This window comes from Aeromonas sp. QDB54, assembly GCF_027707385.1.
GTDB lineage: Bacteria > Pseudomonadota > Gammaproteobacteria > Enterobacterales > Aeromonadaceae > Aeromonas > Aeromonas hydrophila.
This window is the reverse complement of record NZ_JAPCIT010000033.1, coordinates 17,381-35,762: the sequence shown is the minus strand read 5'-3', so window position 1 is coordinate 35,762 and position 18,382 is coordinate 17,381. Positions and strand designations below refer to the sequence as shown.

The 18,382-nt window shown below is 51.1% G+C and carries 23 protein-coding genes and 1 pseudogene; 19 read left to right on the top strand and 5 right to left on the bottom strand.

Translation table 11 applies throughout. The annotated features are described in order from the left end of the window. Positions 1–784 precede the first annotated feature (784 nt). Entirely contained in the window at positions 785–1,003 is a 219-nt protein-coding gene (locus tag PG881_RS21910; protein ID WP_270802856.1) for a hypothetical protein, read from the top strand. A gap of 32 nt (positions 1,004–1,035) precedes the next feature. Here PG881_RS21910 and PG881_RS21905 read toward each other — a convergent pair whose 3' ends face one another. After that, complete coding sequence (locus tag PG881_RS21905; RefSeq protein WP_270802854.1) at positions 1,036–3,171, bottom strand: hypothetical protein; 2,136 nt, start codon at positions 3,169–3,171, stop codon at positions 1,036–1,038. Positions 3,172–4,280: 1,109 nt separating this feature from the next. Here PG881_RS21905 and PG881_RS21900 point away from each other — a divergent pair. From PG881_RS21900 to PG881_RS21875, 6 genes are all read left to right on the top strand, one after another. Beyond that, positions 4,281–4,754 carry a hypothetical protein gene (locus tag PG881_RS21900; RefSeq protein ID WP_073536809.1) on the top strand — a complete coding sequence of 158 codons (474 nt, stop codon included), beginning with the start codon at positions 4,281–4,283 and terminating at the stop codon, positions 4,752–4,754. Positions 4,755–4,764: 10 nt separating this feature from the next. Beyond that, entirely contained in the window at positions 4,765–5,058 is a 294-nt protein-coding gene (locus PG881_RS21895; protein WP_043774473.1) for a hypothetical protein, read from the top strand. Between the two features lie 157 nt (positions 5,059–5,215). Continuing rightward, positions 5,216–6,082: a DsbA family protein gene (locus PG881_RS21890; RefSeq protein WP_073536810.1), complete on the top strand. Its 867-nt coding sequence runs from the start codon at positions 5,216–5,218 to the stop codon at positions 6,080–6,082. Between the two features lie 104 nt (positions 6,083–6,186). Then, positions 6,187–6,870 (top strand): hypothetical protein, encoded by a 684-nt coding sequence (locus tag PG881_RS21885; RefSeq protein WP_232048281.1) that lies wholly within the window; start codon positions 6,187–6,189, stop codon positions 6,868–6,870. 101 nt (positions 6,871–6,971) lie between these two features. Next, positions 6,972–7,505 (top strand): thermonuclease family protein, encoded by a 534-nt coding sequence (locus PG881_RS21880; RefSeq protein ID WP_073536812.1) that lies wholly within the window; start codon positions 6,972–6,974, stop codon positions 7,503–7,505. Between the two features lie 61 nt (positions 7,506–7,566). Further along, positions 7,567–7,839, top strand: coding sequence for an HU family DNA-binding protein (locus PG881_RS21875; RefSeq protein ID WP_011899295.1), 273 nt, complete (start codon positions 7,567–7,569; stop codon positions 7,837–7,839). A gap of 403 nt (positions 7,840–8,242) precedes the next feature. On the opposite strand, the gene PG881_RS21870 is transcribed toward PG881_RS21875, so the two are convergent. Then, the gene (locus PG881_RS21870; RefSeq protein WP_011899293.1) at positions 8,243–8,596 is read right to left on the bottom strand and encodes a hypothetical protein; all 354 of its coding nucleotides are present in this window, start codon (positions 8,594–8,596) and stop codon (positions 8,243–8,245) included. Between the two features lie 322 nt (positions 8,597–8,918). Here PG881_RS21870 and PG881_RS21865 point away from each other — a divergent pair, with 322 nt between their 5' ends. From PG881_RS21865 to PG881_RS21840, 6 genes are all read left to right on the top strand, one after another. Then, positions 8,919–9,113 carry a hypothetical protein gene (locus PG881_RS21865; RefSeq protein WP_011899292.1) on the top strand — a complete coding sequence of 65 codons (195 nt, stop codon included), beginning with the start codon at positions 8,919–8,921 and terminating at the stop codon, positions 9,111–9,113. Positions 9,114–9,265: 152 nt separating this feature from the next. Beyond that, on the top strand, positions 9,266–9,982 hold the full coding sequence (locus PG881_RS21860; protein WP_073536813.1) for a hypothetical protein: 717 nt from the start codon (positions 9,266–9,268) through the stop codon (positions 9,980–9,982). Between the two features lie 20 nt (positions 9,983–10,002). Continuing rightward, positions 10,003–10,182 carry a hypothetical protein gene (locus PG881_RS21855; protein ID WP_154670453.1) on the top strand — a complete coding sequence of 60 codons (180 nt, stop codon included), beginning with the start codon at positions 10,003–10,005 and terminating at the stop codon, positions 10,180–10,182. A gap of 73 nt (positions 10,183–10,255) precedes the next feature. After that, on the top strand, positions 10,256–11,041 hold the full coding sequence (locus PG881_RS21850; protein WP_073536814.1) for a ParA family protein: 786 nt from the start codon (positions 10,256–10,258) through the stop codon (positions 11,039–11,041). A gap of 2 nt (positions 11,042–11,043) precedes the next feature. After that, the gene (locus tag PG881_RS21845; RefSeq protein ID WP_073536815.1) at positions 11,044–12,207 is read left to right on the top strand and encodes a ParB/RepB/Spo0J family partition protein; all 1,164 of its coding nucleotides are present in this window, start codon (positions 11,044–11,046) and stop codon (positions 12,205–12,207) included. 48 nt (positions 12,208–12,255) lie between these two features. Beyond that, the gene (locus tag PG881_RS21840; RefSeq protein ID WP_043774296.1) at positions 12,256–12,537 is read left to right on the top strand and encodes a helix-turn-helix domain-containing protein; all 282 of its coding nucleotides are present in this window, start codon (positions 12,256–12,258) and stop codon (positions 12,535–12,537) included. Between the two features lie 42 nt (positions 12,538–12,579). Here the strand turns inward: PG881_RS21840 and PG881_RS21835 are convergent, their stop codons facing one another. After that, the gene (locus tag PG881_RS21835) at positions 12,580–13,209 is read right to left on the bottom strand and encodes a type I restriction endonuclease subunit M (RefSeq protein ID WP_011899287.1); all 630 of its coding nucleotides are present in this window, start codon (positions 13,207–13,209) and stop codon (positions 12,580–12,582) included. Positions 13,210–13,812: 603 nt separating this feature from the next. On the opposite strand from PG881_RS21835, the gene PG881_RS21830 reads away from it, so the two are divergent. From PG881_RS21830 to PG881_RS21815, 4 genes are all read left to right on the top strand, one after another. Beyond that, positions 13,813–14,367 (top strand): hypothetical protein, encoded by a 555-nt coding sequence (locus tag PG881_RS21830; protein WP_073536816.1) that lies wholly within the window; start codon positions 13,813–13,815, stop codon positions 14,365–14,367. Positions 14,368–14,571: 204 nt separating this feature from the next. After that, on the top strand, positions 14,572–14,931 hold the full coding sequence (locus PG881_RS21825) for a hypothetical protein (protein ID WP_174722094.1): 360 nt from the start codon (positions 14,572–14,574) through the stop codon (positions 14,929–14,931). Positions 14,932–14,944: 13 nt separating this feature from the next. Then, positions 14,945–15,385 (top strand): hypothetical protein, encoded by a 441-nt coding sequence (locus PG881_RS21820; protein ID WP_048217590.1) that lies wholly within the window; start codon positions 14,945–14,947, stop codon positions 15,383–15,385. After that, complete coding sequence (locus PG881_RS21815) at positions 15,382–15,900, top strand: hypothetical protein (protein WP_048217589.1); 519 nt, start codon at positions 15,382–15,384, stop codon at positions 15,898–15,900. Before PG881_RS21820 ends, PG881_RS21815 begins: the two co-directional genes overlap by 4 nt. Before the next feature lie 449 nt (positions 15,901–16,349). On the opposite strand, the gene PG881_RS21810 is transcribed toward PG881_RS21815, so the two are convergent. Beyond that, the gene (locus PG881_RS21810; protein ID WP_012564931.1) at positions 16,350–17,297 is read right to left on the bottom strand and encodes an IS30-like element ISAeca1 family transposase; all 948 of its coding nucleotides are present in this window, start codon (positions 17,295–17,297) and stop codon (positions 16,350–16,352) included. 113 nt (positions 17,298–17,410) lie between these two features. Between PG881_RS21810 and PG881_RS21805 the strand changes: the two genes are divergently transcribed. Beyond that, on the top strand, positions 17,411–17,920 hold the full coding sequence (locus PG881_RS21805; RefSeq protein WP_270802837.1) for a GNAT family N-acetyltransferase: 510 nt from the start codon (positions 17,411–17,413) through the stop codon (positions 17,918–17,920). Here the strand turns inward: PG881_RS21805 and PG881_RS24075 are convergent. After that, complete coding sequence (locus PG881_RS24075) at positions 17,917–18,033, bottom strand: DUF4113 domain-containing protein (protein ID WP_406568177.1); 117 nt, start codon at positions 18,031–18,033, stop codon at positions 17,917–17,919. The genes PG881_RS21805 and PG881_RS24075 overlap by 4 nt on opposite strands. A 63-nt stretch (positions 18,034–18,096) precedes the next feature. Between PG881_RS24075 and PG881_RS21800 the strand changes: the two are divergent. Next, positions 18,097–18,378 (top strand): annotated as a pseudogene (locus PG881_RS21800) (hypothetical protein); the annotation flags it as partial. Between the last annotated feature and the right edge of the window lie 4 nt (positions 18,379–18,382).

Here is an 18,382-nt window from a genome sequence, read left to right as displayed (position 1 = left end):
CTCTGCTGTCTGAATGAACAATATTTGTTCGAATGTATGGGGTTGTTCAAAGTATAAACACTGATGCGTCAGCCCTGTGGAAGATAGAGAGACGACCCGCCTCCCGCTGCCCCTGGATTGTGCGAGTCGTGCTCCTGATGCGACGCGGGAAATTACAGCTACCGTTACCTTCAAATGGCTGGAGGCTCAAGCTGCCTACTCGTCGCGATTGGCGAGACCTTGCAATGATGCACCATGCGGTACTCTCCCCTCCCGGCTATCCAAGTGTTGAAATCACTCCACCAGCAGCAAGACTGCTCAGGGATTAGTCACAGGTTGTGGGGGAGCTATCCCCAGAATTTGTGGATAAAACGAGCTCAACTTAGGCCCCTAATCGGGGCCTTTTTTTTGCCTACAGAGCCGCGGAACTGTCTGCACAAAGGGAAAAAAATTTCACATGTGAAATTTTTACGACTTGCCGAAAGAGAGGTAGACATATTTGACTGGTTGAGCCACCAAGGGTAAACTAGACATATATGACTACAAAAGGGCATTAGGATGAAAAACGGGGTAAAGCTCGATAAGAGCATGGAAGGCCAAAGGCTCTACGCAGTAGGGAGAGGCAATGCCAAGGATCGGGGCACCACTACGGATGCGCTGCACCCCATTGAGGTTGTGATGGAGGATGCAGACCCTTTGCTGATGCCGATGTAGTGCTTGCTTGGAAAATGAAGGAGCCAGACCCAGCTGGTCAGGCTGTTGAAAGCAACGACGAGACAACCATCAATTCCTAGGGGTGATGACCATGGCTAAGCGCACCACGATTTGTATAGATCGACTGATCCATGACTTCCAGCTCTGCCAACACTTCGGCTATCCCTGCCGTTTTACTGTTGGCCGCAACACCGGGTATGGACCCAGCGTGGTAGCGGCGTTGGAAAAGCGTGGATACACCCTGGTCAAGGTGCGCAAGAGTTGTTTCGAGATCACTGGCGTCCAGGGTGGGCCTGCCAAGACAAGCTGAGTTGGCCCACCAGCAGTTTGAAGGGGAGGCTGCTACTTCGCCGCCTCCGCACGATACTTCACCAATTTAGCCTCCTTCGTCATACTGGCCTTGGTCAGCAGATTGATCAGCCTCGCATTGAGCATGGCCGCCCTGATCCCCTTCAACATGGCCTCCCCTTCCTCGGTAACCATCAGAGCCAAGAAATCACGAATCTGTGCTGCATAAGTGATGGCCCACTGGTCAGGATCTTTGATCTGGGACTCTCGCGGCATCGCGGACAGAAGGTTGTAGAGACGATTCTCATTGCTGGTGCTCATGGCTCCCCAGAACTCAGCACACACCCCGGCCATAACCGCCTTATCCGGCCCATCCAAGGCTACATTGAAGAGGTTTGCCAAGCGCTCACGTCTATATCCAAGAACCGACTTCATGGTTTTCCTGCACAACGCGGTATCAAGCTCACGGAGAAGCTTGGTTCTGACCGCCACCTTCACCAGGTCGGCCCTATAGAGCTCAACAATATCGGGCATGGTGAGATAACGAGCGCGGCCGAAGTCTACCGATTTCAGGATGTGGGTGATCTCGTTGCTGAGAGTCACGGCTGATACATCGCTGAGTTCGTCAAACTTCTCCTCCTGTAACCCCTTAGGCAGTTGCGCGGAATGTTCTCCAGCATCCTCACTCTGCCCATTATGGGGCGAGTGTTTATGGGAGATCCGGTGGCGTGTCAGCTCGATCTCGACCTTTAGGCCATCGAGAATGAATAGTTTGCAGTTCTCAGGGGTAATGGTGGTGAATTGCGTATCGGTGTGTCTACGATAGGCGCACTCCAGTACCCCGCAGCCCACCAGCTCGACAAGGGCTACCTCCAGCATTTTGACGTGCCTCTTCTTGTAGTACCCGGCTTCTGTTAGGGGGTGAATACCCTCAAGAATCTCTCTCACAGACAATTTCTTGTTGATGTAGACCCAATCTTGCTTGAACTGACCATTCCCGATCGTTGTCAGCCAAAGGCTGAATATCCGGCTGATCGGATGCTCAAACCCAATGATGGTGCTCCTGTTGACTGCGATGAGACGACTTGCGGCTCTGTACATCTCACGCATTGGCAAGTTGGGCGTGATCCGGATGATGCCGTCCCCATCCAGGCTAATAACACTGACGAGGCCAACGATCATCACCGAGCCTTTCATCCGGGAGCCATCCTTACTCTCCTTACCACTATGGACCTCTGCGTCCTCAGGTTGCCTGAACAATGTCATTTGGAAGGCATGAAGACGCTTCATGGAGTGCAGGATCTTATCGGTCCGCATGAAGTCGCTGATGTAGTTCCCAAATTCTGCTGGAGATAAAAACTCCGCTAATGGGGAGTAGAATTGCTCCGGGGTGACCTCGATATGCGACGCAGCGGCTCTCTCATACTGAGCATCAGTCATCGAACCAAGTAACTTGACTAGGCACAGGTACGTCTTGATGTCCAGGTCTGTATCCAGCACAGGCCCAGCCAACGTCATTGCCTTGTACCCATTCATGAAGCGTGGATCCACCTCATAGATGATCTTGCTGTCCAGCACCGGGCGCAAGGCGGGGTTGTTGATCAGGTTTCTGTTGAGTGTGCGAAAAATACCGGTCCCGATAACCAGCTGGGTGTGATTGTCCAAAGTCACAGGTAGAGGCCCCCTTTGTTCTGACGTGTCAAACACCCTGGTTGCACTCTCCGAAGCGGAAGAGGGTAATTCCGGCTCTGACTTACCTGCTGGAGTGAGAGGCGGTACCCGCGCTGGCTCGGCTTCGACTTCGAGTTCCGGCTCAAGCTCCGGTTCTGGTTGAGGGGGTAAAGGGTTATCACCAATCTGTGCTGATGGGGCCGAAGATGGTAATACGGGGACCAGCCTAGGACTTTGCTCGGAAGGTTCGCCCTGTGTCGTCAACGACGGTTGAGGGTCACTATCCTCCTCCTCGATCAGCCAAGAGCTATCATCAAAGAAGGCAACGAACCTTGCTACCACTTGGTCAGGATTCCGAGAGGGAGAGTCCCTGAGGAATTGGCACATGGGGAGTATTTTGGCTCGGTCCACAAGGCTGCTAAAGAAAGCGATGCTCTTCTGGTTGGCAGGCAACCCGATCTTCTGAGCCTCATATTTAGCGATTGCCGTCACAATTCGCGCTACCGCATCATCTGTCATAACACATCCCTAGCGACCTGTAAGTAAGCTGTACATAACTGCGTATAAGCTGTTGAAAAGCATAAATTAAGACCCCGTTGAGCCCCGCAAAAATGACCTATTTGGGGGTTAAAACTGGGCTGTTTGGGGGTTAAAACCACCTTGTTTGGAGGTCAAAAAACGCTGTGTGGGGGTCAAAATACCCAATATGGAGGCCAAAATATACTGTTTGGGGGTTAAATTGATGTGTTTGGGGGTTAATGTGGGCTATTTGGGGGTTAAATTTAAGATTTAATTCAATTAAAACAACCTGTTGCGAGCTCTATCTTTTATCCTTGATCCTTTATCTATGATCTTAGGATCTAAAGAGGATCTACAGAAGATCTACAGATCAGGGATCTAAATAATTAAAGGACTCAAAAATTATAAGTTGTTCTCTCAACACATTTTTCGACGCTCTCGTTTGGCTTCCATTGTGGAGAGCAAGCAAGTCCCTGGGAGGCGATATGAGGCCATCCATGCAAGCTTGCTGCGATAAGTCATTACCTATACTAAAAAAACGCCGCACAGAGCGTCACAGCGCCGCTGTGTGGCATCCTCAAGGTGGGGCGTGGTGCATCCAGCAGGTTTTGCCGGGATCCAAGCCTGCCCATGATGGATCCTCGCTATCCTGTTGTCGGTTCCCGTGAGCTTCACTCTCATCTGACTTAACAGCCAAATTGGAACGATCCACCGCTTGATTTAACCCCCAAACACAAAAGTCCCTGTTCGCTGGGAGCATCACTGTTAACAAGCCGATGACCATCTTTGGGCATGACTCAATCCCTCCATTCCCCACTCGCAACACCTATCAATCCGCAACGAACACGAGTCGTACTAGCAGAACGCTGGTGGTTTACGTTGTTTACAGTATCATAAAGTGATGCTATGTTTTTACGGGGTAGCTTAAAGCAAACAGGTAACAGCGTGGTGATGCTCGACCCTGTTCGGCGTTGCATGTGCCGCTATACCAGCAGGAAAAAATTTCACATGTGAAATTTTAGCGGTGTTGGTGCCCAATCCGGGCAGTTTCGCGGGCTTGCATTTTTGGGAAATCCTGTAGGCTTGCTGGCATGAAAAGGAGATAAGCAGTGACCCAGTTTAAATGCAGCCGCGTCATCATGTTCGGCGCCTTTGCTCTGTCAGGAGCTTTAGCAATCAGTGGAATGAATCTCCTAGCGTTGCTCTTTGGTTGGGTTGCTGTCTGGCAACTCACATCGAGCGCGAAGTCAGAAATGGTTCACACCAGTATCCAGGCGGCGAAGAGTGCATTTGAGTCGCTGAATGTGGTGATGTTCGATAAGCGCTGGGTTGGCGATAGAGCAACAGTAGCGAAGGTATTGCACCAACAGCTTCCAACAGTTGAGTCAAATGGGCTGTCAGTGGTGCGGGTCATAGCTGTAGCTCAGGGGGGAACTTGGTTCAGTCTGGACATGGCTGTATCAAGAGCCCAAAACGTAGAATTGCTTAACCTGCAACCGCTCAGCGAACCCGAAGCGAAGTTCATGTTGGCCTCAGACCTTGAGGCATACGAAACCTTTTTCGGAAAGCCCGATAATGCTTGAGGACAAAGTGATGGAAAAGACCAATGAAGTAAGCGGCGCGGAGTTCACGGCCGAAGAAAAAAAAGCAATGAACCATGCTGCCTATGCCCAGTGCATCTTCATCCTGGCCCAGGTTCTGCTGTACCCGGCCCTCGGGGCGACTGGCGCCATCTTGGCCGCGTTCTGTGGAATGATGCCGTGGCTGCCCCGCTTCGTTAAACAAGCACCGTCGAAGGCCTTTGGTATGGTGCTGGCCTCTGTCTGCCTGGCTCCACTTTATGCCAAGGTTTGCACCTTCATCGTAACAGCTGTCCAGGGCATTTGATTCACCTGGCCTGGACGCAGGTTTAGTGAAAGGGAGTGCGGTAATCCCAGAAAGGAGGTTTTGGCCTCCTTTCTTTTTGAATGGAAAATCCTTCCTGCCTCATCCCCTCCAGCAGAACTCAGCGTCCTGACTATTTTCCCATCAGGAGTGGTTTGACATGACCGTACTAAGCAGCAAGAAGATCCAGATAGGTGTTATCGCAGCAATCGTATTGGGGGCCCTCGGTACCGGTATAGGGGTGTACCAGTCAGTGAAGGTGGACCAACTGACGAATGACCTCGCCAAGGTGAATAATACTCTCAGCAACATGAATGCCATCACCACCAATTCAATCACTTTCAAGAACCAAACCGAGTTTGATACAGCAGTGGCCGCTAGTATCAACAAGCTGGTGGATAAGCAGCAGCAGGAGAAGATGAGCCAGAAGTATGCTCAGTTCGATGCGGCGGCCGAGAAGGTAGCTGATGGTAAACACATCTACGGTGACCTCAACGCCCGCTTCACCTTGGTCGAGTTCTCTGACATCGAATGCCCCTATTGCAAGCGATTCCATGACACACCAAAGCAGCTTGTTGATGCCAGCAAGGGGAATGTGAACTGGCAGTGGAAGCACATGCCACTCGATTTCCATAACCCAGCTGCATTCAAGGAAGCTGTGGCCGCTGAGTGTATTTCAGAACAGAAGGGTAACCGCGGGTTCTGGGTCTTCATCAATGACATGTTCGAGCACACCCAGGGTAATGGGGCCGGGGTCAAAGATCTGCCTCAGGTGGTGGCCGGTGTTGGAGCCGATTTGAGTGCGTTCCGCGAATGCCTTGCCGCTGGAAAGATGGATGAGAAGGTTCAGGAAAATATCCAGCAAGCGAAGAGCCTTGGGGTCAACGGCACACCGGCCACCTTTGTCGTTGACAACAAAACGGGTAAGAGCCAGCTCTTGGGTGGCGCTCAGCCGCCTGAGGCCATCATGGCGGCGATGAGGAAAATGGTGGTTGAAGACCAGGAACAGAGTGCAGCGAAGCAATAAAAATTTCATATGTGAAAGTTGAGTCGGGCGCATGGGGGATGAGCTTCGTTGGGCTGGTGCCAAAGATGACACCGCCAAGCGGTTTGACATTGAGGGAGAAGAAGATGGAAATCCGTGATCAAATGAGAATGTTGCTGGAGGCATTAGGAAAACATGATGCCGTTACTCGTGATCTGCTCATAGAGCACAGTGATCTGATCCGGGCAATCAGCAAAAAATGCCAGAGCTCTGGCCTGTACCTGGACTTTGAGCCAAGAATCCGCCAAGTTGCTCAGAAAATCGAAGCTGACCACAAGGCTGATGATCGCCTGATGTATGTCTGGAACTGGTGTATGCAGCTCATTGTCAGTGCTCGGTCTCAGTTCCAGCGTGATGGCGCCATCATTCTTACCATACCTTTGGTCGCTAAGTATCTGCCTGAAACGACGGAGCTGGAAAAGCCAGAGGCAATAATCATCAACCTCGATCTGGACTACCGCGCACCAGAAGGGAGTAAAACACTGCGTCAGCTGGTCAGCGAGCGGAGGGCATGGCCTAGCGGCGCAACCTGCGCGACCCAGGATGTCGAAGGCGAGATTCTCTATTGGGATGCGGAGGTTGAGCATGTGAAAACAACCGCAGGGGAGAGTCGTCGGGTGGAGTTCAGGCACCAGATCGATGCCTGGTTCGCAGATATAGACAACCCACTCTTGGCAACTGACTGGACTACCGCCGTCGTTACCCCCGAAGAGTTGGATGATGAGTACCAGCTTGATCCGGAGTGGGTGTTCTCTCACTCGGGAGCATGATTTAACGTCCAAATAACTTGGCTGGTGGGCGCTGAAAAATTTCACATGTGAAATTTATTTTGCCTATGAAGGCGCATTTTTGCAGGGAAGAGGTTCGATCAATGACAGTCGATGTGCAATCAGTCCATAAATTTGGCAGGGCAATCCTGCTGCTCACTCTTGGCTTGACTTCGCCCTTTGTGTCGGCCGAGACCTTTACTGGTCAAGTCGTCGGTGTTTCCGATGGCGATACGGTCAAAGTTCTGACAGAACAAACCTGTAATTCCGGGGAAGAATGCCGAAGTGGTAAAGTGCAGTACCGGGTTCGGTTGGCCGAGATCGATGCTCCCGAGAAGAAGCAGCCATTTGGCTCAAAGGCCAAGGCTGCACTGTCGGAGCTGGTGGCTGGGCAGATGATCACCGTTGAGCAAGTGGACAAAGACCGCTATGGCCGTCTGGTTGCCAATCTCTACGCCGATGGCAAATGGGTAAACGCCGAGATGGTCCGCTCAGGTGATGCCTGGGTGTACCGCCAATACGCTAAAACCCCTGAGCTATTCCAATTGGAAGAAGAGGCAAGGGAAGGGAAGCGCGGCCTCTGGGCTCTGCCTGAACAGGAACGGACTCCTCCCTGGGAATGGCGTAAAGCGCACTAATCACAACCCCTTCTGTGATAAGGAAGGGGGCAATTATAACCACGACAGAGTAGGAAGACGTATGAACAAAAGTGATTTGATAATGGCGATAGCTGAGTCAGCTGACATCACCAAGGCTAAGGCAGAGGCTGCGGTTAACGCTTTGATGGCTACTATCACCACCGAACTCAAGGAAGGTGGTTCCGTAGCTCTCACTGGCTTCGGAACCTTCCAGGTGAGAGCTAGAGCCGCCCGTACTGGGCGCAATCCGCAAACCGGAGAGGCAATTGAGGTTGCCGCGGCAAACATCCCTAGCTTCAAGGCTGGCAAATCACTGAAAGATGCGGTGAATTAACCAATTATTCATGTGCCACATGAATAAGAATGGTGTTTACATTGGGCTCCTCTCGTGGGAGCCTTATTCATGTGGCACATGAGTAAGGTGAAAATATGAGGCTATCGGCAACGCAAAAGGACGTGTTGTACATCCTGTTCTCTATAGAGGCTAGGGGAAGGTTTGACCCTGTACCTGGTATGAAGTTGCTGGGGATGCTTAATCTGACACGCAGTAGCGAGATTCACGATACGAACTTTCGCACATCATGCCATACCTTAGTCGCCAATGGTCTGTTGAGTAAGTACCGATCGTCATCGCTGATGCTGGCCTTCACGTTGACTGCTGACGGGCGGGAGAAGGCCAAAGATATTTATCAGACCAGGGCGGAAGCAACAAGTTAGCGTTTTGAGAACCCGAGATCTTACCAAAATACTGAGCCGACGTGCTCCCCTGTCTGCACGTCACAGCCATCGGAAACAAGCCGGATAGAGCTCTTTTTCTTTTTTCTGGCTGCATTTCCCTCAGTCTGGTCTTTTGGTGCGGCGAGTAAACCATAGAACAGCCCGCCTACAAGGGCCCCTTGCCAAGTGAATAAAGCCACCAGCCCCCAGAAAGCCAAACCCACCCAGTAATTCTTGTGGAGCAGGTCCAGCACGGTTTTTACCCAGTAAACCACTGCAATCGCGATCACAGCGTAACCCCAACCAGTCGCTTGCAGCATCGCGGTACCAAGGACAACTACGGCCATCAGGAAAATGTTGATTAAGTCTTTCATGGTCTATCTCCTCACAAGTTATGTATCCACTTTATCACGGGTGCAAATAATGCAACTGTAATTGGCCTATAAAACGAGCCTTTTGTGATGTTTTTTCACCGCACTGAGCGATGAGGTCGCTAGCGTTAACGTTATCAATCACCGCTAAATCAATGGGTTCAAATAGATACTTGAAATGTGCTGCCCAATATTTACTGGGTCATTAAGTGGTGCTATTGTTTATCTCGATTTTGATTTGAACTGGTCGCATTTTGGATGACGTAGCCGGTGATGTGCAGCTAGGTAAGCGCAAAGTTATTTTGGATTAGTGGGCACGTGGTCAATGAAGCAAAAAGAAATGGATCGAACAGACTGGCTCATCAAATTTCGGCGGGCCAAGTGCAATGAAACCCTTGATGTGATGCGTGATGCAGCGCTTCGCGAGCTGACAAATATCAGAGAAGTAGCCAATATGCTCTTTGCACATGAGAAGAGAGAGGATGAAATTGAGATAGGGCTGTACTGTCGGAAAATATAAGGCTTCTAGCCTCTCGTTTTGATGATGTTCCAGATGCGGTCTGGTCTGATAACCGGAGCTTTTTCACTGACTTCAATGAACGGATCCGTCGGTGTGTGACCTCGCCACCTTATCCACTGCGGGTCACCCGCGGCTATGGCAATGTACAGGAGATGCAGTGGGTCGATTTCATTACCCAGACGCTCGAACCTATCGTGAAGAACTTGGTTCCCGGTGGTAGTGTCGTGCTCAACGTGAGCAACGATATTTTCGAGTCAAAGCGTCCCTCGCGCTCGATGTACCTGGAGCGTATGGTGCTGGCACTGCATGACAGACTGAGGTTATCGCTGATGGACCAATGGCCGTGGATCAACACCTCCAAGCCGCCGTCGCCCACGCAATGGACGTGCGTGAATCGCGTCCAGCTATGTTCAGGGTGGGAGCCGGTGTACTGCTTTACTAATGACCCCAGTTGCGTCCGCTCGGACAATCGCAGGGTCCTGCTTCCTCATATCGACGCCCACCAGAGCCTGATGGATTCGGGTGGCGATCGCCGTGTGGTGAGCTACGGCGATGGTGCTTACCGGCTACGGGGTAATGCTTTCGGAAAACAGACAGAGGAACGTATCCCAAAAACGTGGTCCAGCGGGGCCACCGTTGTGCTGACACGATGGCAATCCGGTTTCTCACTGAGGCTGGCGATCTCGTGGTTGATCCCTTCTGCGGCTCCAACAAGAGCTGCCTCGCGGCAGATCGATGACCGGCGCTGGGCAGCCTGTGACAACACCTTTGAGTACATCAGGCAGCAGGACGAGATGTTCACCGTTTTTGATGGATTTTGGATGAACCCTGCAATTGCAATGGTGGGCAATGGGGGAGCCTGTAATTGAGTGAAGTGAACGAGAAAGACATGGAACAACGAATTGCGGCGGCACAGCCAAAGCTCAAAGCGTGGTTCGCGTGGAATGAGCCACCACAGATTAGATTTGTACTGACAACACAAACTCTTACAAAAAACGGCCATTGGCCGTTTTTGCTTTGTGAATGTTTTTACAGCACCATCATAAGAGATTGCAGCATCATTTTATGAACGATAGAATGTTTCACATGTGAAAGTTTGGGGGTGATTTGGATCACCTGGAGAAAACAACATAGGGGTCGGTATGGCAAAAGTCATCAGCTTCGCCAACCAGAAAGGCGGAGTGGGTAAGAGCACCATATGTATCCAGCAAGCCTTTTATCTGTCGATGAAAAAGAAGAAGAAAGTGCTGGTTGTGGACATGGATGGTCAGGGCAATACGTCCTCTCGGCTGGCTGCCAAGCGCGAGCTTGAAGATGGCGAGTTCGAGCCGGTTTTTTCGGGCACGAAGACAGCAGAGCTGTTTGCCCATGAGATCTCGCACATCGAAGTCATGCACTGTCCATGCGGGGCGGACCTCATTCACACTCCAAAGAATGACCCGGATTTGTTTGAGATGGAGGCGGTGCCTCTGGATCAAGCTATGAACCCCGCCCGTCACTTGGCTGTGCTTTTTGAGCAATATGACTATGTGCTGATAGATTGCGCACCGAGCCTCGGCAGAAAGCTTGTGGCCGCGCTGGTGATGTCTACCCATGTTGCATGTCCGGTAAAGCTATCAGGGTTCGCTGTAGACGGCGTGGAAGGCCTACTCAACACCATCATCGGTGTTAGGGCCGAGTACAACCCGGAGTTGGAGATCCTAGGGATTTTAATTAACGATATGGATCGCTCTGTCAACCATGACAAATCCCTAAAGGCACTTCAAAAAGAAGTGCCGGAGCTCCTGTTCCAGAACAAGATTATGCACCGTCCGCCTCTGGACACCGCAACCACCGATGGCGTTCCTGTTTGGGAATTGCAGTACGGCCATGTTGCAGCGAAAGAGGTGCAAGCTGTGTTGGAAGAAATGATAGAGAAGGTGGGTTAACGATGGCTCTTGGTAACCTCAAAGGTCTTTCCGAGCTCGCTAATGTCGCGAAGGGAAAGACAGGCAAGCAGGTATTAAGTGTGCCTGTTGAAGATGTGGTTTCGAAGGCGCAGGTTCGTAAGCGCTTTCGGAACATTGAAGAACTTGCGGCAACTCTCGTTACAGAAGGCCAGCAATCACCGATCATTGTTTCCCCCAAGGGCGAGGATGGTAAATACGTCATCCAGAAGGGAGAGCGACGTTGGAGGGCCTGCAAACATGCAGACATTCCAACGATCGACATCATTGTCAATGATAAGAACCAAGGCGAACTGGATGAGACCGCTGGGGAGCTGATAGAGAACATACAGCGTGATGATCTTACACCGTTGGAAATAGCAGAAGCGCTGGACAAATTCGTCAAAGCGGACTGGAAGAAAAAAGACATCGCTCTACGTCTGGGCGTGAACAATTCGTTCGTCTCGTCGCATTTGTCATTATTGAAGATGCCTGACTGTGTGCGTGAGCTCTATGACGGCGACATCTCTTCTGACACTGAAACCTTGAACAACCTGCGTCTACTGTTCGAACTGAATGCTGAGCGCTGCCGAGCCATCTGTGCTGTTGCTATAACTGATGGGATCACTCGTAAGCAGAGTCGTGAGCTGCTGAATGACGCTAAGCGCATCCAGGAAGGGCTGGAGAAGGCTCAACTTTCTGGACGTGGCGGAGATAATCCTGGTGCCGGGGCAGAGAGCAATAGCGATCATCTTCCTCCAGAACAAGAACATGTCACGTCAGTACAAGGTGACGGGCATCAGGTTGGAAGCAGTAGTGGGAATCGCAACCTCGATCCTCTTGAGGAAGGTGCAGGAACCGGTACAGATAACTCTACCCCTGGAGCTCCCGAAAAGCAGAATAAGGCCAACAGGACCACGATTACCGAAGGTGGGGACGCGCTTCCTCCCCTGGAAAAGGATCGGGAATGGAAGACGGCTAGGGCCGATAATCTGATCTTCGCTGTGCATGTGCTGGTGGACGATGAGGTGAGGAAGGGTGTTATCATGACTGATCGTGTAGCGCTCAATCCGTCTACCGTCTGGGTTAAGACGCTGGACAGTGCTGGAAAAGAAAAGCATCTTAATGTGCCAGCATCAGATATCGAGATTTTGAGTATCGAAGGTTAAGTGACAGTCCCATCTTCTAAGTCGGGACTTTATGAAAAACGGGGGCTTATGGCGATTTCGCGAGACATTAAACGTAAATTTGAGCTGGTGAATGCCCTGTCGAAGAAGAACAGGCCTAGTCTCAATGATCTGCATCTCGAAACGGGTATCCCCGAATCAACCATCAAGAGGCAGATCTCCGCACTACGCGAAGAGTTCGGGATGGAGATCTTGTTCATAAGAGGGGCCCGAGGCGCACCGGGCGAACCTGGTACGGCCGGTTACTACATGCTGACGAACTGGGGAATTCTGGAAAGAGCCGCGTTCTTGAGTAGGTATGGCAAGCTATAGCAAGCCTCGAAATGAAAACCCGCCATTACGGCGGGTTTTTTACTATGCGGCTATGCTGGTGTCCACCCTTTGCTGGGCGTAGTAGCCAATCCCGGTAGGGCGCCGTGAGAGAGTATCGATCCCAACAATGCTGAGTGTTTTAGGCGAGACATTACGGGACTCAAAGAAGTGGAACAACTGCAACATACAGCACTTGACCATTAATCTATCGATGTCTTCGAGATAGATCGATGCACTACTCAGGGCTTCCGGCCCTTGGCTCTCAAGCAGATGTTCCATCCATTGGATGGCATTTATTCCCGATCCGCAGCACGGTTCGAAAAAATCTGCCGACGGAGTTGAGCCAACCAGCTGTGACAGGAGGCGGCCAACCCCTGGAGGTGTCGGAAAGTAGTTGGTTCCCTTCTTGTGAAAACCGGACATGCTAAGCACGTAACCAATTACATCGCTGGTAGGATCTTGCTTCATGGCCGCAGAGAGAACGTGTGACAGCTCGATAGCGACGGGCTGTAGTTCATCAGGAATGGTGTTGGCGGGAGGATAGAGCCCAGTTTGGAGGTAGGCCCATTGGTCGATAAACGCCTCAACAAATGCCGAGGTACCCATCCGATAACGCGCTTGCTCAATGAGTGTCAGCGCCTTGTTAGCTAGGGGGGTTATCTGAGGTGTCATTGGATGCTCCAGTGTAGTAACAGAAAAAGTTGTTTGCGCCCAAAGAAGACCCCCGGCCAAGGCCGGGGGTCATTGAGACAACCTTAGGAGGGCTGCCTGTTACCTATCTGCGAGCTACACATCTTTGCAATCGCCTCCCCACACCATTCCGGCATTGTAGAAATCAAGGGAAGCGCGGTCTCCAGCGGCATATTGGGGACATCGATCAGGCGGACCCGCTTTGCGGATCGACGGGCGTTGTTACTTACAGTATGATGAGATTGCATACGAACTCCTCCGATAAGAGTGTGTGTAGGCCCCCTGTTCGCCCAGGGGGCTTTTTTTTTGCCCTCACATTACAGCACCATAAAGTGGTGCTGGTCAAATCAAAATATGACCTAGTAAAGATTGGTGTATGTCGGCCATCAACAACTTGACGGGAGAGGTGAGTGATTTAATATGAGCTCATTATTTGAGTTAGTAAAAGGTAGGGCGAATCATGCGTACTTACGTGATCGTGCCCGTGCGCAGTCGGGCAAAAATTTCACATGTGAAATAAAAGAATGAACCGGTAGTACAAAGCGTGAGACTACAGACCTACACGGTAGCGAGGAAAAACAGATAATGGCTTTGGATCACGGCATTCTCAATGTCCCGCTCGCCAAGCGAAACGGCGATATGGACAAGCAACTGGCCCAGTTCACACAAGAGCGGACCAAGGCCAGAAAAGGAGCCCACAAGGAGGCGAAGGCTAGGTACCGTGACGAGAAAGCCATTGCGCAGCGTATGCTCGACATAGCAGGCCCTCAGTTGCTTGCAGAATGGGCTGTGAAGAAGGGCATGACCGAGCGGGCCTTTCGCACTTTCTTGGTAGAGCTGATTAACGACAAGCCCGGCAAGGCCAAAAAGGTACTTGAGTTGATCGTCCAGAACGGGGCACTCCCACCTCACACTCAGCCTACCGAAGACATAGCTAAAGCCGCTGTGCGCGGGCAATTGTTTGCCAGCATCTCCAGCCTCAATGCTGTGAGCAAGGCCCTTGGCTTCGATCAGAGCAAGATATATGTGACCCTTGATGGGCAGCAGATCCACGTAGCTGAAAAGGTGGCCTCTGACAATCTGGTTCAAGCCAGCGGCAAAGCGATTATGAAAGCCGTCCAGGGACAGGAGAAGATATGAGACGCTCAGCAGCTGCGCCGCATAGAGCGCATCAAGCGAGGCCGCACACGCGGCGCCGGGGCGGGAGGGTTTAACCGGGACATCGGTAACATCGAGCACAGAATCAACGATGCTAACACCAAAATAAGCTTGCTCCAGGGGGAACTGAAACGTCGGATCTCTACGACAGCCGTCCAGTGGCAAGCCAAGTAAGGGAAAATAGATATGGAACTGACAGATTCAGTCCTTCATCAGCTGCGCTACTTGGCAGAGCAAGCCACAGCCGGGGAGTGGGAGGCCGTCAATAACGGCGTGGTGCGTATCAAGGGCACTAATAGCCAGATCGCTGCTTGCACCATGTCAGATGACTCACAGCGCTCAATCTCGCCACTGGAAGCAAATAGCCGGTTTATTGCCGCTGTGCAACCTGCCGTTGTCCTGGCGATGGTAGAGCGCTTGGCCCGTTTAGATCACCTGGTCAAGGCGAGCAAGCAGCTGGTGCTGGCGGAGGCCGATAGCTCCCCGACTGGTGCTTTTAAAGATGCCATAGACTGGGTTATTAAAGAGACTAAGGAGCTTGGTTAAAGGAGCAGGAACGATGATGGCTGGAATCCGCCCTCAGTCGATATTGATGTTATGTGCCTATGCTGCCACGCCACTCTGGCTGGTGTGGATTTTTGGTCACCTCTACATGCAGGACTTAACCTTGAGGCAATTCTACGGGGAGGGGGATTATGTACGCTCTCCAGCAGATCATATGGTGATGGGCAACAGCGTAGGCGTCCACTACCTCAAGGAACTGAGGGCCAAACAAGGCGACGACATGCAGTATCAATGTCTCGGAGTAACAAATGCCGACGGCACCAAGCCAAGTTTGTCGTTTCAAGTCAAAGGTGAGCCTGTATGCTGCTCGTTGGCAAAAGATCAGTGGAGCATCCCCTTCAAAACTATTGGTGACAGCCTCCACCTGCTATGCGGAAAATGGCCCGACGAGAATGAAATTGTGATGACTCCCATACCTGAAAGGATGAATAGATGAGCGCGGATTTTAAGCATGGTTCGGAGGGGTATCCCTGCGGCCAATGTTGCGGTAGCAAGGGGGAATTGAGCACGGGGGGGTGCGAGCTCTGTGAAGGGGAAGGGGGGTTCGCTGATGCAAAGGTGATGGTTACCCGCGTGATCAGCTACGCCAAAGATAACCGACTGCCGGTGATCGCTGCCTTGTCGTCTTTTGCCTTTCGCAGCATTGCCACGAAGGGCCATGAACCGCGTGAGCTATTTAAGCTCAGCCAGGAGCTCAATGCCCCCCGTAACCTGATGAGGTATGGGTGGGATGCCTGGGAGATCTATGCGCGACATGAAGGCGTGATACCCGAACTGGCTGATCTGGGGCGTAGCGTCATGCGCGAATGGTATAACCACTCCTGGGAACATTTCGAGGATGAGGTCGGCTTTGACGCGGCCGAGCATATGATCGCTCAAGCTAAGGCGGAACCAGATAAAACAGAGGCTCGCTGGGCTTACCTGCTCAGTGAAGAGTGGATGGTGGCGTAGTCTGTAATGTGGGATGAAACCTGTGTCATCCCTGAAAATAGAGTTTCATCCTTGAAAATAAAGTCTCACCCTAATTTTATCATGACCCATCGAATCTTATGGCAGGCTGGCGCTGGTGTGGGAGATCAATAAAGTATCATACTAAGTAATAAAGATTCATACCGAGTATTAAAGTATCATGCTGAAGTGGCAGCGATCACATAGGTACGCTGCCATTTCTAAACCCTTTATGCCCCAAAGCGAGTTACAACCAAACTTGCCCAAGCGATCTAGTTCGAACATGTTGACCAAATTTTAGTAATGCTACAGAATGACTATTTGCGAAGGTTAAATATGAATGAAGCTCAAGTATTCAAGCAAGAAGATTTCTTAGGTGAGATTTTTGAAAATGAAGCGAAAGCGTTACTAAGCCGCGAATTCAACTTCGAAGTGCAATTCCCGATTAAAAATCAGGCTGCTTTCAGAAGTTCGTCAAAAACCACCTGTGGCTGTTTAAATCCCAAGCATTTGCGCGGCCTGAAGTTCAGCCGCTTTTCGACGGCTGACAGTGCCTCTGCTGTCACCACACTCAAATCACTGCCTTTGGGCACATATTGCCGCAGCAGACCATTGCTATTCTCATTCTGTCCCCGTTCCCATGCACTGTATGGATGCGCAAAGTACACCTGCGCTTCCAGCTCTGCTGCAACACGTTCATGTTCGACAAACTCGCTACCATTGTCAGCTGTGATGGTATGGACATGTGCCTGGTAGGGTTTCAGCATGCTGATAATGGTGTCCGCCACCGCGCTGGCTGTTTTGCTGGGAACGTATTGAACCAGGTAGAGCCGGCTCTTACGCTCCAACAGACTCACTATTGCACCGCTGCCTTGCTTACCCAACACGGTATCGACTTCCCAATCTCCCACACGGCTCCGCTCATTGACTATCGCAGGGCGTTCATCAATCGATACCGGATTGGGAATGACACTGCGTTTGCTGTTCTTACCCTTGCGATAGCGTTTGTGACCCTGACGCAGATGCCGGTATAGCGTGCCACCGTTGGCCTTGTCGCGTGCCACATAGCGGTATATCCACTCGTGGCTAACCGGGCAGTTAATCATGTCTCCAACGCCACTGATTTGCTCGGGACTCCAGTCCGCGACCAGCGCCATGCAAACAAAGTCGATGGTATCAGACGGGACAGTACGCTTCTGACTCGTCAGCCGTCGTGCCGTGGCAAGTTGGTGAGCCTGCTGCGGCTGATAGGCCTGCCCAGCACAATTACGACGAAGCTCACGACTGATAGTCGATGGATGAACCCCGAGCTGTTTGGCAATGCGGGCCTGTGACAGGCCATGGTCACGGAGGCAGGCAATCTGGTATCGTAGCCCCTCGGTCAACTGCTGGTATTTCATGGTGTATCGCTTTGTTTCTTTGGCGAGAAGAAGCGTACCCTAACTGGTAGTTGACCGCCTCTCTCCTATGCACCATGGGCATTGCACTTATTATCTGAATTCACGGCGATATTATGTCATCGACTTCCTTAGTATCTCTTATGTATGCATTTGAGGAAGAACAAGTACATAAGGCCATTGAATACATTGTTGGAATATTTAATGAGTGCTACAAATTCGGTCATCTTAAAGTTGCCACATCAAGCTCCGAACTGACGCTTTGTGGGTATGCAATGATTTTTGTTCATCCACATCATCAATCGGCATATCTCCATAAAATACAGATTTTTGAGCAGTTTAGAGGGCGTGGGCTAGGGACTGAAATGTTGCAGTCGCTTAGTCAATCATTTAGCGATTTGGGGCTAATTTGTAATAACGATAAAATCAAATTTTATGAACGTAACGGATTTAAGTGCGTTGGCGATTATAAAGTGCCAGACAGTGACGATTTTAAAATGTCCAAACATATGTATACAGGTCTCTACTTGATGTCAAACTCTCAAAAAGTTGATGGCTGCCCTGTGTTCTTTTTAAATGATGCCGACTTAAGGGCTATTGGCAGCATTTCAGAATCACTTTCTTAGCACTTGATGCTTGGCAGGCTGTGCCATTTAGTTGAGTATTGCGGCGTTAGGCACTCTCGCCGCATAACCCATTTTTTGCCCCGAAGTGAGCCACAACGAGTATGATACTTTATTACTCGGTTGAAGCTCGATTCGGACTTCGTAGTAGCAATTAGTATGAATCTTTAATTTTGGTCATGTTTCATATAAAACGGTATGAGCAGGGGTGCTTGATTGTTCAGTATGAAACGTTATTCCTCTCCTACAGCTGGCGACCGGCCTGCTCTTCCACAACTTCACTCACTGATGCCGAGTTATCCAATGCCGCGACTCAAGGCAATGGTAAGGCTCAATATGAGTTGGCCAAACGTCTGGCCAGCCAACCTGATTACCCCAATGCCATGCACTGGATGCAGCAAGCGGCAGAGCAGTCGGGCCCTTTGGCTGCCGATGAGCAGGTCCGTGCCAATGCTGCCTGGCATT